This is a genomic window from Streptomyces sp. NPDC020965 (assembly GCF_044333555.1).
GTDB lineage: Bacteria > Actinomycetota > Actinomycetes > Streptomycetales > Streptomycetaceae > Streptomyces.
The window spans coordinates 22,793-38,213 of record NZ_JBIRRE010000010.1 but is presented as its reverse complement, the minus strand read 5'-3'; the positions used below and the strand labels follow the sequence as shown (position 1 = coordinate 38,213).

Annotated in this window: 12 protein-coding genes and 1 pseudogene; 10 read left to right on the top strand and 3 right to left on the bottom strand. The window is 71.3% G+C overall.

Annotated features, from left to right (window positions below):
• Positions 1–18: 18 nt before the first annotated feature.
• On the top strand, positions 19–771 hold the full coding sequence (locus ACH4S7_RS27390; protein WP_398523974.1) for a DUF3558 domain-containing protein: 753 nt from the start codon (positions 19–21) through the stop codon (positions 769–771).
• Here the strand turns inward: ACH4S7_RS27390 and ACH4S7_RS27385 are convergent.
• Positions 672–2,006 (bottom strand): RNA-guided endonuclease InsQ/TnpB family protein, encoded by a 1,335-nt coding sequence (locus ACH4S7_RS27385; RefSeq protein ID WP_398523973.1) that lies wholly within the window; start codon positions 2,004–2,006, stop codon positions 672–674. The two genes, ACH4S7_RS27390 and ACH4S7_RS27385, sit on opposite strands and share 100 nt — an antisense overlap.
• Before the next feature lie 475 nt (positions 2,007–2,481).
• Between ACH4S7_RS27385 and ACH4S7_RS27380 the strand changes: the two genes are divergently transcribed.
• Positions 2,482–4,221 (top strand): DUF2637 domain-containing protein, encoded by a 1,740-nt coding sequence (locus ACH4S7_RS27380; RefSeq protein ID WP_398523972.1) that lies wholly within the window; start codon positions 2,482–2,484, stop codon positions 4,219–4,221.
• Positions 4,222–4,266: 45 nt separating this feature from the next.
• Here the strand turns inward: ACH4S7_RS27380 and ACH4S7_RS27375 are convergent, their stop codons facing one another.
• Positions 4,267–4,470, bottom strand: a complete 204-nt coding sequence (locus ACH4S7_RS27375; RefSeq protein WP_398523971.1) for a hypothetical protein — start codon at positions 4,468–4,470, stop codon at positions 4,267–4,269.
• Positions 4,471–4,746: 276 nt separating this feature from the next.
• Here ACH4S7_RS27375 and yhfZ point away from each other — a divergent pair, with 276 nt between their 5' ends.
• From yhfZ to ACH4S7_RS27335, 8 genes and pseudogenes are all read left to right on the top strand, one after another.
• On the top strand, positions 4,747–5,685 hold the full coding sequence (gene yhfZ, locus ACH4S7_RS27370) for a GntR family transcriptional regulator YhfZ (protein WP_398523970.1): 939 nt from the start codon (positions 4,747–4,749) through the stop codon (positions 5,683–5,685).
• 91 nt (positions 5,686–5,776) lie between these two features.
• Positions 5,777–6,151 carry a transcriptional antiterminator gene (locus ACH4S7_RS27365; protein ID WP_398523969.1) on the top strand — a complete coding sequence of 125 codons (375 nt, stop codon included), beginning with the start codon at positions 5,777–5,779 and terminating at the stop codon, positions 6,149–6,151.
• Between the two features lie 93 nt (positions 6,152–6,244).
• Positions 6,245–6,601 carry a DUF2620 domain-containing protein gene (locus ACH4S7_RS27360; RefSeq protein ID WP_398523968.1) on the top strand — a complete coding sequence of 119 codons (357 nt, stop codon included), beginning with the start codon at positions 6,245–6,247 and terminating at the stop codon, positions 6,599–6,601.
• Between the two features lie 329 nt (positions 6,602–6,930).
• On the top strand, positions 6,931–8,289 hold the full coding sequence (locus tag ACH4S7_RS27355; RefSeq protein WP_398523967.1) for a YhfT family protein: 1,359 nt from the start codon (positions 6,931–6,933) through the stop codon (positions 8,287–8,289).
• Between the two features lie 10 nt (positions 8,290–8,299).
• Positions 8,300–9,289, top strand: a pseudogene (locus tag ACH4S7_RS27350) (phosphotriesterase); the annotation flags it as partial.
• 227 nt (positions 9,290–9,516) lie between these two features.
• Positions 9,517–10,731 carry an aminotransferase class V-fold PLP-dependent enzyme gene (locus tag ACH4S7_RS27345; protein WP_398523966.1) on the top strand — a complete coding sequence of 405 codons (1,215 nt, stop codon included), beginning with the start codon at positions 9,517–9,519 and terminating at the stop codon, positions 10,729–10,731.
• A gap of 5 nt (positions 10,732–10,736) precedes the next feature.
• A complete protein-coding gene (locus ACH4S7_RS27340) occupies positions 10,737–11,900 on the top strand; it encodes an alanine racemase (protein WP_398523965.1) in 1,164 nt (387 codons plus the stop codon).
• A 13-nt stretch (positions 11,901–11,913) separates the two neighbouring features.
• Positions 11,914–13,191, top strand: a complete 1,278-nt coding sequence (locus ACH4S7_RS27335) for a phosphopentomutase (protein ID WP_398523964.1) — start codon at positions 11,914–11,916, stop codon at positions 13,189–13,191.
• Positions 13,192–13,558: 367 nt separating this feature from the next.
• Here the strand turns inward: ACH4S7_RS27335 and lysS are convergent, their stop codons facing one another.
• Positions 13,559–15,289 (bottom strand): lysine--tRNA ligase, encoded by a 1,731-nt coding sequence (gene lysS, locus ACH4S7_RS27330; protein ID WP_398523963.1) that lies wholly within the window; start codon positions 15,287–15,289, stop codon positions 13,559–13,561.
• Positions 15,290–15,421: the final 132 nt, after the last annotated feature.

Sequence of the window (15,421 nt, the reverse complement as noted above, 5' to 3'; positions counted from 1 at the left end):
CAACCGACTGAAGGAACCATGCACCGATCAGCCTCGCGTCTCACCCGCATACTCGTCTGCGCCGCCGTCCCGGTGATGCTCGCCGTCTCCGGCTGCTCGTCGGACTCCGGCGACTCCTCCGGCAAGGACAGCACCAGCGGCAAGGACGGCAAGGACTCGTCGGCGGCCACCTCCAGCGCCGATCCCGCCCCGGCAGAACCGTCCAAGACCGTCGAGCCCGCGAAGTTCGCCAAGCTGCCCAGCGCCTGCAAGGCGGTCACCCCGAAGACGATCGAGGACCTGGTCCCCGGCACCAAGTCGAAGGGCGGCACGGCCGGCAAGTCGTCGGACGTCATGAGCCGCGCGAGCTGCGCCTGGAACGGACTGGACGACAAGGGCGTGAAGGGCTCGCAGTACCGCTGGCTCGACGTCTCCCTCCTCCGCTACGACTCCGAGACGGGTCTCGGCATCAGCGGTGAGCAGCGCGCCCGGGACGCCTACGCCAAGGAAGTCACCAAGGCGCAGACCACGGCCGGCGCGAAGAACATCCGCAACTCACCGGCCGGTGGCGTCGGCGACGAGGCGAAGGCCGTCGGCTTCGAACTGAAGAAGACCGGCGAGGACTTCACCTACGCCACGATCGTGACCCGCACCGCCAATGTCGTCATCACGCTGACCTTCAACGGAACGGGTTACGCGGGCGCCCAGCCGCCGCCGGCCTCGGGCCTGGTGGAGGGCGCGGTAGCAGCCGCCAAGGAGGCTGTCGCCTCGGTCCCGGCCGCGAACAATTGACCTCCGCTCCCGCTCCTATGGAGGGGGATTCCTGCCACGGTCGGGTGACCGTCTCGGTGGGTTCCTGTTTCGACGCACTGTGCCGGGACGTGTCCCGGTCTTACCCGCGCTCCGCAGGCTGATACCGCCAGTCCGGCGGCCTTGGCGATGTTGACCGCCGCGTTGATGTCTCGGTCGAGGACGGCCCCGCACGCCCCGCACTCCCAGATGCGGATGCGGAGGGGTTTGGGGCCGTCCTTGACGCCGCACTGCGAGCAGACCTGAGAGGTCGGCTCGAACCGGCCGATCCGAATAAAGGTGCGCCCGTACCGGGCGGCCTTGTACTCCAGCATCCTGATGAACGCCGACCATCCCGCGTCATGGACGGATTTGGCCAGGCGGGTACGGGCGAGTCCCTTGACCGCCAGGTCCTCAACGGCAACCGCTTGGTTCTCACGGATGATCCTCGTCGAGAGCTGATGGTGGAACTCGCGCCGCGCATCAGCCACCCGCGCGTGCGCACGGGCGACCTTCAACCGGGCCTTGATCCTGTTGCTGGACCCCTTGGTCTTGCGGGACAGACGCCGCTGCTCCCGCTTCAGTTTCTTCTCCGCCCGGCGCAGGAAACGCGGGGCGGCGATCTTCGTGCCGTCCGAGAGGATCGCGAAGTGCGACAGGCCCAGGTCGATACCGACCTGGGCATCCGCCTCGGGCAGCGTCTCGCCGGGCTCGGTCTCCACGACAAAGCTCGCGAAATAGCGGCCCGCGGCGTCCTTGATCACGGTCACCGTGGACGGTGTCGACGGCAGTGAACGGGACCACTTCACCCGCACATCACCGATCTTCGGCAACGATAAGTCCCCGCCGGTCGTGATCTTCCAGCGTGCGTTGGCGGTGAACCGTACGGCCTGCCGATGATCCTTACGGCTCTTGAACCGGGGCGCACCCATGCGCGGGCGCTTACCCTTCAACCCGTCGAAGAAGTTCCGGTACGCGGCGTCCAGATCCCGCAGGGACTGTTGCAGCACCACAGCGGACACCTCGCCGAGCCACGCGCGCTCGACGGTCTTCTTCGCCTCGGTGATCAGCAATTTCGACAGATCCCCGGACTGCGGGAACGACGCACCCTCCGCGCGGGCGGTCTCACGAGCGCGAAGCGCATCGTTGAAGACCACCCGAGCACACCCGAACGCCCTTCCCAGCGCCGACCGCTGAGGACCGTTCGGGTACAGACGAAAGCCGTACCGGAGCTGCATACGAATGACCGTACGACAGCCGACTTATGGCCGCATATCAGAACATTTGCACGGGTCGATACTGAGCTTCGGCCCCCACGCTCACATGGTTCTCGTGACGAAGCACCGGCACGAGGTCTTCAGGACGCGCACCTGACGCACGGAAGAGACCAGGCGCGCCGCGTGCGGAGACTTCGCATTCGAGCTGGTGGAGTTCAAGCGTGAGAAAAACCGCGGACTCAACATCTTCAGGCCAGCTCACACTTCGCCGGGTCGGCCAACGGGGGCTCCGCTGTCGAACGTCGCCAGTACATCAGGCGGCGGAACCGTCCGCTCCAGTCTGTCGGCCAGAGCGCTGTTCAGAATCGCTTCACCACCGGGGTACCCGATGCACTGCGATTAGTCCAGGTAGCCTGCCCCTGGCCGAAAGAGAACACACGTCCGTCGCTGGGGTCCCCGCGCGGGCGTGCGTTCCGTTTACGGGAGGGGGTCGCGGGTGGCCGCGATGCAGCTGACACGCACTCACCGCATACTCATCGCGCTCGTGGTGACGGGCGCGGTGCTCATCGCCGCGATCGGTTTCGCGGGCTCGTACTCGGCCGTGCGCGATCTGGCCGAGCGCAAGGGGTTCGGCGACTTCGCCCTCTGGTTCCCGATCGGCATCGACGCGGGCATCGTGGTGCTGCTGGCGCTGGACCTGCTGCTGACGTGGATGCGCATCCCGTTCCCGATGCTGCGGCAGACGGCCTGGCTGCTCACGGTCGCGACGATCGCGTTCAACGGCGCGGCGTCCTGGCCGGATCCGCTGGGTGTGGGTATGCACGCCGTGATCCCGGTGCTGTTCGTCGTCTCCGTGGAGGCGGCGCGGCACGCGGTGGGCCGGATCGCGGACATCACGGCCGACAAGCACATGGAGGGCGTACGGCTCACCCGCTGGCTGCTGTCGCCGGTGCCGACGTTCAAGCTGTGGCGGCGGATGAAGCTGTGGGAGCTGCGCAGCTATGAGCAGGTCATCAAGTTGGAGCAGGACCGGCTGATCTATCAGGCCAGGCTCCAGGCCAGGTTCGGGCGGGCCTGGCGGCGGAAGGCTCCGGTGGAGTCGCTGATGCCGCTGCGGCTGGCGAAGTTCGGGGTGCCGCTCGCGGAGACGGCTCCGGCCGGTCTGGCGGCGGCGGGCATCGAACCGATCCTGCTGCCACCCCCGCCACGGCCGGAGCCGAGGCCGGAACTGACACCGGAGCCCAGGCCGGAGCCACGACCGGAACTGTCGCTGGAGAAGCAGCCGGAGCGACAGCCGGAGCTACCCCCGGCCGGACACGCGTCCGAGGCGCCGGGCGCGGTCGCGGGCACGGTCGCCGGCGCGGCACAGGGCCAGGGCCAGGGCCAGGACCAGGACATGGTGCCGGACGCGGGGCAGGGTCCGGTACAGGGCACGGGTCAGGGTCCGGTACAGGGCACGGGTCAGGGTCCGGTACAGGGCACGGGTCAGGGTCCGGTACGGGAGCAGTCCCAGGACCGGCAGCCGGCGCAGTCCCGGCCGCCGCAGCCCGTGGACCAGCACGAGCAGGCGGCGCGGGCCGAGCAGTACGAGCAGCCCGGTCTCCATCCGCAGCAGCAGGTCCCCGGTTCGCACGCCAGTCCCTGGTTCGCGGCCCCGCAGGTCCCGCAGGACGCGCACGAGAACGCCTTCAACCCGACGTACGTCGAGGGGCTGGAGCCCACCCCCGTACAGATCCCCTCGGGTCCCGGGCGGACGCGGCCGCTCGGCGGGATCCCCGGTCAGCGGATCGAGGGCCCCGAACCGGCCCCGGCCCAGCAGGACCCGCAGGCTCAGCAGGCCCCTCAGCCCCAGCAGAACGCTCAGCCTCAGCACGGGCAGGAGCAGGGGCAGGGGCAGGGGCAGGTCCAGCCCGAGCCGTCCGTACGGCCGGAAGCGGCCCAGCCCGGCCCCGTACCGCCGATCCAGCCCGAGCAGCCCGTACAGCCCGTCCCGTACGGCCCGCAGCAGCCCGCACCGCGCGTCGCGGAGGAGCAGGAGTTCTACGAGGCCGCCTATCCGGTCTTCGCCTCGTACGCGAACGACCACGCCGACTACCCGAGCGTGGAGCAGCTCGACATACACCTCTCGGACGTGCACGGCATCCGGCACGCGCGGAGCGCCACCCTGCTGCGGCGGATGTGGCCCGACTTCAAGCAGCGTTTCCAGTCCGAGTTGGAGGCCGACCACATCGCCTGACTCCCCCGGGCTGGCGGACGAGCGGCGGGCGGCCCGGCTGACGGGTCAGTTCCTGATGCGTTTGCCCAGCTCGCCAATGAGCACGAAGGCCAGTCCGGCGGCGAGGATCACGGCGTTGACGGTCATGGGCACGTCCCAGAACAGGTGGAGCAGCCCCCAGGGTCCGTCCCCCAGGTGCTCGCCGGCGATGGCGAGGCCGCCCTGGATCGCGGCGATCCAGCCGATGGTCAGAATGATCTCGTTCTTCATATCTCCACGGTCCCCGGTTTCGCGCCCGTTCGCGTCGTGCGCACGGTGGAAGCGGGAGTAGATCGAAAGGTGCAGTGGTCGGCGATTCACCACATAACCGGCCGGGACCGGGGTGGGATCGCCGGCCGGGACCGTCGGGAGCGGCCGGGACCGGCCGGGAGCGGGGGTGGCGTCACCCGTCGGTGACCGGGGTGAGATCTCCCGGCCGAGGGCCGTGGTGATGTCACCACCCGAAGACCCTTGTGCATTATCCAGAATCCGGGTTACTGTCCAGGCGTGAACCGTTTCGACGAGCGCTTCCTCACCCGCAACGGTCTCGCGGCCCGGCAGCTCGCGGTCCTGCTGCTCAACCACGAGGCCGACACCCGACTGCCCCGGGTGCGGGACTTCGCCGAGCAGCTCGGCTGCGGAAACGGCACCGTCCAGGCCGCCCTCCAGCTCCTGGAGGAGGCCGGCGCGATCGAGACCACCGCCCGGGGCCACCTCGGCACCTTCCTGGTCGGCTCGGACCGCGCAACCCTCTGGCGGCTCTCCGGCCTCGGCACCCTGCTCGCCGCGATGCCGCTGCCCTACTCGCGGCGGTACGAGGGCCTGGCCACCGGACTGCGGACCGCGTTCGAGGAGGCGGGCGCACCCTTCGCGATCACCTTTATGCGCGGCGCCGGAGCCCGTACGGCCGCGCTGCTCGACGGCAAGGTCGACCTGGTGGTCCTCTCCCGGTTCGCCGCCGACCGGCTGATCGAGGAGCACCCCGTCCAACTGATCGCCGACTTCGGCCCGGCGACCTATGTCGGCGCCCACGGCCTGCTGCTGCGCAAGGGCGCCTCGCTGCACACCCCCGGCCTGCGCGTCGCCGTCGACCACAGCTCCGAGGACCAGCGGATACTGGCCGAGCGCGCGTTCGCCGGCCGGTCCGACATCGAGTGGGTCGAGTCCTCGTACATGCAGCTCCGCGATCTCCTCGCGCAGAACCGGGCCGACGCCACCGTCTGGAATCTGGACGAGGTGGAGGGCCTGCTCGGCACGAGCGTCGACGTCCTGCCGCTGGGCGACGAGGTGACCCGCGAGCTGGCCCTGCGGAACTCCAGCGCCGCCCTCATCGGCAGGACGGAGGGCGCGCGGGCGCTCAACGCCGTACGGGAGGGGCTCGACCTCTCCCGGGTCACCTCACTCCAGACCGATGTCGTACGGGGCGTCCTGATGCCCTCCTACTGAGTCCACGCTCCCGCTGAACGCCCTTGCCCGCAAGGGTTTCTGACGGAGTGAAAATACAAAATCCTGTTTACTGTCCTTTGGAAGGAACGGCATGGACGACCAACTCTCCGAGCGCATCCGGATCTTCCGGGAGAGCGGCCAGGTCCGGCCCGAGGTCGTCGACTTCGTCACCGCCGAGCTGACCGCGCTCACGGCCGAGGGCCGACCCGTCACCGAGGCCACGGCGGGCATGTTGACCAGCCATCTGATGATGGCCCTCAACCGGCTCCTCGACGGCGAGCCGATCGCCGACTTCCCCACCGACGACCAGGTGGCGGCGGAGCTGGCCGGTCATCCCGACGCGGTGGACCGCGCCCGCGCCGTAGCCGACCGCGCACACCGCGAACTCGGCGCCGCACTGCCCGATTCGGAGATCAACTTCCTCGGTCTGCACCTGGCCGTGCTGGCCACGCGGCCCACCCCGTGACCCCGCCCCCTCCCTGATCACACCCCCCGAGACCCCCCGAGAAACCCCCGCGAATCACCGCGAATCACCAGAGACCTCTCAAGGAGTCACACCATGCAGAAGATCCTCACCGGTGGAGTCGGCAAGGTCGAGACCGCCGAGGCCGTACGGGCACTCGCTCTCGACGGCGTCGAGGTCATCGTCTCCAGCGATATGGACGCCGCGATGAAGCTCCGCGCGGGCCAGGCCGACTACTACCTCGGCACCTGCCACACCGGAGCCGGCGCCTCCCTCGGCGTACTCGTCGGGCTCATGGGGCAGGCCGCCTGCCACACCTTCGGGCGCTCGGTGCCGACCGAGGATCAGGTCGTCGCGCTGCTGGCGGACGGCAAGAAGGTCTTCGGCTTCTCGCTGGATCAGATCGACGCGGTCGCACCCACGCTCGCCCGCGCCATCGCGGCACGCGCCTGAGGCCGGGGCCCGGCGCGGCCCGCGCCTGAAGCCGGGGCGGCACGCGCCTGAGGCCGGCTCCATCGCGAGACGCGTCCGGCAGGACGCCTGAGCCCCACCGCGAGCCCCACCCGTAACACCCGCGCTCCAGAGCCCGCCACACGCACACCCCCGTCCCCACCCCCCGCAGCACCCGCGCGAGGCCCCACTCCCCGCGCCCGGCAGCACACCCGAGCACCACCCCACCCGGGTGCGGCACCCCGTACCCCGCACCCGGCCGGCCGAGACCCCTCCCCCTCCCCCCCGGGGGCCTCGCCGCACACCATTCCCGGGCACGAAGGAGTGACCCCGTGAGCACCACTCTCGCCGCAGCCGCCGATCTCGACTTCACCCTGGCGCAGCAGTTGACCGTGATCGCGCTCTGTGCGCTGACCGCGTTCATCTCGCATCTGGCGCTCGCCGTCTTCAACGACGGCGTCCGCCCCTTCCTCCTCGACTTCATCCAGGGCCGGACCACCCGCAGCGCCACCACCGCCGTGTCCTTCGGGCTCTCCGCGGGCTTCATCTTCGGCCTCGGCGCGCCGATGGCCCTCTCCACCGGTGTCCTCAACCCGTGGCTGCTCTTCCTCCCCACCGACATCCTCGGCCTGCTCGCGCCCAAGCGGTGGATCGCCCCGATCCTGGGCGGCGCCTGGGGCGCGGTGGTCGTCTTCGGCCTGAACGGCGCGAACGACATCGCCAACGACCTGCCCGTCGACTTCCTCACCGCGATGCAGCAGATGTCGACGCCGATCCTCTTCCTCTTCACGCTCTTCCCGGTGCTCGCGATCACCAAGCAGTTCGGGCGGAAGTGGGGCGGCTTCGCGGGCGTGCTGGAACTCGCCCTGGTCGTCATGACCATGAAGATCTGGCCGAATATGTTCGCCGGAGCGCTCGCCATGGCCGTCGGCGTGCTGCTGCTCATCGGTCTCGCCATCGCCAAGGACCTCAAGCAGCGCAAGGCCGACCGGGCGGATCTGGCAGATCTGGCGGCCAAGCAGTCGCCGGTCGAGGAGCCCGCGGGCGACGACCCGATGGCCTCCCTCTTCAGCGCCAGCGCGGCCCGGCTGCGCCGCCATCTCCCGCTCTTCATGCTGCTGGGCGCGGGAATCGCGGTGCTGGCACAGAGCCATATATTCGGCGGCGGCGAGGCCACCAGCTTCCTGATCGCCAAGGGCGACTACTCGGAGGCCGCGCAGGTCGACTTCTACCGCGTCTTCGGCTTCATCCCGCTGATCGCGACGACGGCCCTGGCATCCGGCGCGTACGGCATCGCCGGTTTCACACTCGTGTACCCCATCGGCTATCTGATGCCGAACCCCTATCTCGCCGCGCTGATGGGCGCCGCCGTCTTCGCGATCGAGGTGTTGGCCCTCTCGTACATCGGGCGGTTCCTCGGCAAGCTGCCCACCGTCCGCGACTCGTCGGAGCATCTGCGGAGCGCGATCACCGACACCCTCCAGCTCGCGATCCTCTTCGGTTCGCTGATGGCGGCCAGCGCCATGGGCGGCGGGCTCGGCATCCTCATCGTCGGCGGGCTCTATCTGCTGAACGAGGCGATGGGACGGCCGATCGTACGGATGGCGGCGGCGCCGGCCGCGGTGATCGTCGGCGGCGTCCTGCTCAACCTCCTCTACTGGCTCGATCTGTTCACCCCGATCAAGGGCTGACATGCACCCCATGCGCACCCCCGCCCCCGCACCCACCTCCACCCCCGACAACCCCACCCTCCGGACCGTGACCGGCCCGCTCCCGCTCGACGCCGTCACCGGCCCGGTCCTGCCCCACGAACACCTGGTCCTCGATCTCGACCGCACCGGCACCGGCACCAGCCCCGGGGCCGGGGCCGGGGCCGGGGACGCCGTACTCGCCGACCCGCTCCACACCCCCGCCGTCACCGCCGAACTGGCCGAGCTAAGAACCGAATTCGGGCTCTCCCTCGTCGTCGAGCTCACCTGCCGGGGCATGGGCCGGGACGCCCCCGCCCTGACCCGGATCTCCCGCGCCGCCGAGGTGCCGGTGATCGCCGCCACCGGCTGGTACTACGAGCCCTTCCACACGCCCGACATCGCCGGAAGCGATGTGGCCCGGCTGACGTCCGTGCTCGTACGGGAGATCACCGAAGGCATCGGCACCACCGGCATCCGCCCCGGCGTGCTCGGTGAGATCGGCAGCCACGGCGACGAGCCGACCGGACCCGAGCGCCGGGTGCTGCGCGCCGCCGCCCGCGCGGCCGTCGCCACCGGCCTCCCGGTCGCCACCCACGCCCAGCTCGGGCGGGGCGGGCTCGCCCAGCTCGATCTACTGACCGGCGAGGGCCTGGCGCCGGACCGGGTGAGCATCGGGCACCAGGACCTGCTGGACGATCCCGACACCCATCGGAGGCTGGCGGCGAGCGGCGCCTACGTCGCCTTCGACACCGTCGGCAAGGAGGGCTACCAGACCGACGCGACCAGGCTGCGGCTGCTGCTGGCGCTGCTGGACGCGGGCCACGCCGACCGGGCGCTGCTGAGCTGCGACATCTCACGGCACGGCTATCTGCGGACGGCGGGCGGCCAGGGGTACGGGCACCTCTTCCGGGGCTTTCTGCCGGAGCTGCGGGCGGCGGGGGCGGACGACGCGCTGATCGACCTCCTCACCCGGCGCAACCCCCTGCGTTTCCTGACGGGCACTGACCCGGGCCCGGCTCCCACTCCTTCCGCATCCGGCCCCCGCGCCTCAGAACGCCAGTCCGGCCGCCTCGCATCCGGCCCCCGCGCCTCAGAACGCGAGTCCGTTCCCCTCACCTCAGACCCCCTCGCCACAGAGCGCGCATCAGACCGCGGATCCGACGACGACACCGACCTCGACCCGCCCGCCCCGGACGCGCGAGCCGGCCACCCTCCGCAGGAGACCCGATGACCACGACGCCGACCCCGACGCCCCCCACCCTCCCGGAGACCTTCCCCCTCCCCACGGTCCCGCTCCAGGACGCCGTGGCCCGCCAGTTCCGGCTGCTGGAGTGCGTCGCGGGCCACTTCGAGGGCCAGGAGCTGTTCACGGCGGACGCCGGAGTCGTCTCCGGACTCGGCCGCCCCCGGACGACGGCCCAGGTCGAATCCGTGCTGGCCGACTACTTCGGCGCGGCGGACGCGGCGCTGGTCCAGGGCGCGGGCACGGGCGCCATCCGCGCCGCCCTCCAGGCCGCGACCGCCCTCCCACCAGCCGGCCCGGGCCCCGGCCCCGGCGAAGGCCCAGCCTCCGGCTCCGGCTCCGGCTCCGGCTCCGGCTCCGGCGAAGACTCCACCACCCTGCTCATCCACCGCGCCCCCGTCTACCGCACCACCGAGGTCACCCTGCGCGGTATGAGCGGCCTGCGCACCGTCGAGGCCGACTTCAACGACCCCGACGAACTGCGCACCGCCCTCGCCGGGGTCCGCTGGGCCTACATCCAGCACACCCGGCAGCGCCTCACCGACTCGTACGACCTCGGCGCGGTGCTCGACGCCTGCGCCGCGGCCGGTGTCCGCACGATCGTGGACGACAACTACGCCGTCATGCGGGTCCCGTCCAGCGGTGTCGAACTCGGCGCGGACGTGTCCTGCTTCTCCCTCTTCAAACTGCACGGCCCCGAGGGCGTCGGCGCGGTCGTCGGCGCCCGCGACCTGGTCGAACGCGTCCGCGCCGACAACTACTCGGGCGGCGGCCAGGTCCAGGGCCACCAGGCGCTGGACGCCCTGCGCGCCCTCACCCACGTCCCGGTGATGTGGTCGATCCAGTCCCAGGTCTCCGAAGAGGTCGCCCGGAGACTGACGGCCGGCGAGGTCCCCGGCGTGGCGGAGGTGCGGATCGCCAACGCACAGGACCGCTGTCTGCTGGTACGGCTGGACCGCCCGCTCGCCCGCGAACTCCCGGCGATCGCGGCGAAGCTCGGGGCCGCCCCGTACCCCGTCGGCTCCAACTCCCGCTACGAACTGGCCCCGCTGATCTACCGGATGTCGAGTTCGGCCCTGGACGACGCCCCCGGACTCGCCGACTGGACGGTCCGGGTGAACCCCATGCGCGCGGGTGCGGACCTGGTGATCGACCTGCTGCGCCACGCCATCGGCTCCCTGAACGACTCCAAGGACTGACCGCCGTGTTCCTCGACACCGTCCTCACCCGCAACCCCGAGCTGGTCGACTTCGCGACCGAGCTGCACCGGCGCGGCGCCATCCCGCCCGACACGTACGTCATGGACCTCGACGCCGTCGAGTCCAACGCCGGGATGCTGGCCGCCGAGGCGGACCGGCTCGGTCTCACCCTGTGGTTCGTCGTCAAACAGATCGGCCGCAACCCCGAACTGATCCGGGCCGTCGCCCGGCACATCCCGAAGTACGCGGCGATCGACGCCCCCGAGGCGCGCGCCCTGCACGCGGCGGGAGCGCAGGCCGGCAATCTCGGGCATCTGGTGCAGATCCCACACCGCGCGCTGCCCGAGATGCTGGCCCGGCACCCCGAGACGATCACCGTGTACGACCTCGCCAACGCCCGCGCGGTCGCCGAGGCCGCCGAACGGGCCGGGCGGGTCCAGGACGTCCTCGTACGGCTCGAAGGGGTCCCCGGCACCGTCTACCCGGGCCAGGAGGGCGGTGTGCCGCTGGCCGGTCTCGCCGATTTCGCGCGGGCCGCCGAGCAGCTCCCCGGCATCCGGATCGCGGGCGTCACCGCCTTCCCCTGCCTGCTCTGCGATCCGGCCACCGGTCGGCCCGAACCGACCCCCAATCTCGAACTCGCCCTCAGGGCACGTGAGTTGCTGTACGGGCGCGGGCATCGCGACCTCAAGCTGAGCGCGCCGAGCGCCACCTCCATGGCCTCGCTGCCGCTGCTGGCGGCGGCCGGCGCCACCCACGCCGAACCGGGGCACGCCCTGACCGGCACCACCCCGCTGCACGGCGTCGACCCGTACCAGCCGGAGAAGCCCGCGTACGTCTATGTCACCGAGGTCGCCCACACCCTCGCGGACGGCCGCCCGGCCGTCTTCGGCGGCGGCTTCTACCCCCGCGCGCGCATCGGGAGCGCGCTGCTCCCCCGGACCGGCGCGCGGCTGCGGGTGGAGAGCGCGCCCGCCGAGAACATCGACTACTACCGCCTGCTCGCGGCCCCCGCCGACCCGGCCGACGCCCGGCCCGGGGACACGGCGGTGCTCTCCTTCCGCACCCAGATCTTCGTCACCCGTTCGACGGTCGCGGTGGTCGCCGGCCTCTCCACCGGCTCACCCCGGCTGACCGGCCGCTACGACGCCCAAGGCCGCCCCCTGTAAGAGGACCTCCGCCATGAGCACCACCACCGTCATCGTCGTCATCGACGGCTTCGGCATCGGCGCGATGCCGGACGCCGGCGCCCTCCGGCCCGGTGATCTGCACGCCGACACCTGCGGCCACGTCCTGGACGCCCGGCCCCTCCGGCTGCCCACCCTGGGCGCGCTGGGGCTCGGCCTCGTCCATCCCCACCCCGACCTCCCCCGGGAGACGGAGCTGCCGGTCGCGGTGGGCCGGGCGGCCCTCGGCTACCCCGGCGCGGACACCTACGCGGGCCACCAGACCATGATGGGAGCGGACTTCCGACGGGTGACGGTGGCACGGCTCGCCGACCACATCGACGCGGTGACCGCCGCGCTCACGGCGGCCGGCCACGAGGTCGTCCCGCACGACGGGCTGCTGATCGTCGACGGCGCCGTACTCGTCCACGACAACCTCGAAGCCGACCCCGGCATCAACTGGAACACCTCCGGCCGGCTGACCGACCGCCCCTTCGGGGACATCCTCGCCATCGCCCGTACGGTACGGACGGTCGCGCCGGTCGCCCGGGTCATCGCGGTCGGCGGATACGCGGACGCCGCGCTCACCCACTTCGTACGGCCGGGAGAGGGCGGCACCACCGGGCTGGACACCCCCGCGTCGGGCTTTTACCGCAACGGCGGGCTCGCCGTCCAGCACCTGGGCGCGGAACTGGACCACAGCCGCCAGCTCCCCGAACGCGCCGCGCGGGCCGGCATCCCGGTCACGCTCATCGGCAAGGCGGCGGACATCCTCGCCTGCGAGGCGGCGGTGCGCCGACCGGCCGTCCCGACGGCCGACGTCCTGGCGCACACGGTGGCCGCCGTACGCACGGGGGGTCTGATCGTCGCCAACGTCCAGGAGACCGACCTCGCGGGGCACCAGCAGGACACCGACCGGTACGGCCGCCTCCTGGAACAGATCGACGCGGGCCTGGCGGAGCTGCTTCCGCTGCTGTCGCGGCCCGGTGATCGGCTGATCGTGACGGGGGACCACGGCAACGATCCGACGATCGGCCACGCCTTTCACACCAGGGAGTACGTGCCGGTCCTGATCCACCGGCCGGAGGCGCGCGGGCTCAGCCGCCTCCCGGACGCCCCTTCCCTGACCACGATCGCCACGATCGCCGCCCGCGCCCTCGCCCTCCCCTCCGGGGGCTCCTCCGGGGGCTCCTCCGGGGGCTCCTCCGGGGGCTCCTCAATCGCCGGAGAGGCTGATTTCCCCAGCCCCTCCGCCAATCCCGGCCCGGCAAATCCCAGCCCGTCCGGCGCTTGAGGACAAAGCCCAGCCCGGAGGCGGCGAAACCGAGCAAGCTGATTCCAGCCCGTCCGGCGCTTGAGGACGGACCCCGGCACGGAGGCGCCGCACCATCAAGACCGCCCCGCCCTCCGGGGGCTCCTCAAACGCCGGAGAGGCTGATCTCCCCAGCCCCTCCGCCAATCCCGGCCCGGCAAATCCCAGCCCGTCCGGCGCTTGAGGACAAAGCCCAGCCCGGAGGCGGCGAAACCGAGCAAGCTGATTCCAGCCCGTCCGGCGCTTGAGGACAAAGCCCAGCCCGTGCCGCGGGCAAGAAGACGACAGGCCCCACCGGTGAACGCAGAGGCGGGGCCCCGGGGCAACCCCCGGAGCCCCGCCAGTGGAGCTACACGCTCAACAGCTTGCGCACCCGCCCCGCCCCCACCGCCAACAGCAGCGTCGGCAGCCGCGGCCCCGTCTCCCGCGTCACCAGCAGCCGGTACAGCAGCGCGAAGAACGTCCGCTGCGCCACCTTCAGCTCCGGCGTCGGCTTCGCGTCCGGCTCAAGGCCCGCCATGATCTTCGGCACGCCGTAGACGAGGGTCGTCAGCCCGTCGAGCGACCAGTGCGAGTCCAGCCCCTCCAGGAGCAGCCGCAGCGACTCGCGGCCCTCGTCGTCCAGCGACGACAGCAGCTCGGCGTCGGGCTCGTCCCGCACGATGGTCCGCGCGTCGGCCGGGACCTGGGTGGAGATCCAGTTCTCGGCGCGGTCGAGCCGGGGCCGCACCTCGTCCAGCGAGCCCAGCGGATTCGCCGGGTCCAGCTCGCTCAGGATGCGGATCGTCTGCTCGTCGTGACCACCGGTGATGTCCACGACGGACGCGAGCGTCCGGTACGGCATCGGCCGCGGCGTGCTCGGCAGCTCGCCCGCCGCCGTGCGGACGGCCCGCGAGTGCGCGGCCGCGTCGGCCGGCAGCGCGCTCCCGTCGGCGACCTTCGCGGAGAGCTTGTCCCATTCGTCGTACAGCCGCTGGATCTCCTGGTCAAAGGCGATCTTGAAGGACTGGTTGGGCCGCCGCCGCGCGTAGAGCCACCGCAGCAGCGGCGCCTCCATGATCTTGAGCGCGTCGGCGGGCGTGGGCACCCCACCCCGCGAGGACGACATCTTCGCCATGCCGCTGATGCCGACGAACGCGTACATCGGCCCGATGGGCTGTTCACCGTCGAAGATCCGGCCGACGATCTCGCCACCGACCTGGAAGGAGGACCCGGGCGACGAGTGGTCGACGCCGGAGGGCTCGAAGATGACCCCTTCGTACGCCCAGCGCATCGGCCAGTCGACCTTCCAGACCAGCTTGCCACGGTTGAACTCGCTCAGCCGGACGGTCTCGGAGAAACCGCACGCGGAGCAGGTGTAGGCCAGCTCGGTGGTGTCGTCGTCGTACGCCGTGACGGTCGTGAAGTCCTTGTCGCAGCCACCGCAGTACGGCTTGTACGGGAAGTAGCCCGCCGACCCCGTACCGTCGTCCTCGCCCGCCGCGCCGGAGCCCTCGGCCGCCTCCAGCTCGGCCGCCTCGACCGGCTTCTGCGACTTCTTCGGCGGCGCCTTCTTCGTGCGGTACTGCCCGAGGATCGCGTCGATGTCCCCGCGGCGGCGCATCGCGTGCAGGACCTGCTCGCGGTAGACGCCGGCGGTGTACTGCGCGGTCTGGCTGATGCCGTCGTACTCGACGCCCATCTCGGCCAGCGAATCGACCATCGCGGCCTTGAAGTGCTCGGCCCAGTTCGCGTGCGGGGAGCCCTCCGGCGCGGGCACCGAGGTCAGCGGCCGGCCGATGTGCTCGGCCCAGCCCTGATCCACGCCCGCGACGCCGGCCGGCACCTTGCGGAAGCGGTCGTAGTCGTCCCAGGAGATCAGGTGCCGGACTTCGTACCCCCGCCGCCGGACCTCGTCCGCGACCAGGTGCGGGGTCATCACCTCACGGAGATTGCCCAGGTGAACGGGTCCGGAGGGAGACAGTCCGGACGCCACGACCACAGGTTTCCCAGGCGCACGACGATCCGATTCCGCAATGACCTCGTCCGCGAAACGGGAGACCCAGTCGGTCTCGGTGCTGCTCTGAGCCACGGTCGGCACGTCCTCTTTCCAATAGTCGGGATCCGCCCATTGTCCCAGACGGAACCAGACGGAACACGCCCCCGCCGGGTAGGCCGATCACCGGGTCCCTCCCCCGGCCCATCACCCCGTCCATAAACAGGGGAGATCGAG

Bases quoted from the DNA above. Each gene is read 5' to 3' on its own strand.
- ACH4S7_RS27360 (WP_398523968.1), top strand. From the start codon at position 6,245: ATGCAGAAGATCCTCACCGGTGGAGTCGGCAAGGTCGAGACCGCCGAG.
- ACH4S7_RS27390 (WP_398523974.1), top strand. From the start codon at position 19: ATGCACCGATCAGCCTCGCGTCTCACCCGCATACTCGTCTGCGCCGCC.
- ACH4S7_RS27375 (WP_398523971.1), bottom strand. From the start codon at position 4,470: ATGAAGAACGAGATCATTCTGACCATCGGCTGGATCGCCGCGATCCAG.
- ACH4S7_RS27345 (WP_398523966.1), top strand. From the start codon at position 9,517: ATGACCACGACGCCGACCCCGACGCCCCCCACCCTCCCGGAGACCTTC.
- ACH4S7_RS27385 (WP_398523973.1), bottom strand. From the start codon at position 2,006: ATGCAGCTCCGGTACGGCTTTCGTCTGTACCCGAACGGTCCTCAGCGG.
- ACH4S7_RS27365 (WP_398523969.1), top strand. From the start codon at position 5,777: ATGGACGACCAACTCTCCGAGCGCATCCGGATCTTCCGGGAGAGCGGC.
- ACH4S7_RS27335 (WP_398523964.1), top strand. From the start codon at position 11,914: ATGAGCACCACCACCGTCATCGTCGTCATCGACGGCTTCGGCATCGGC.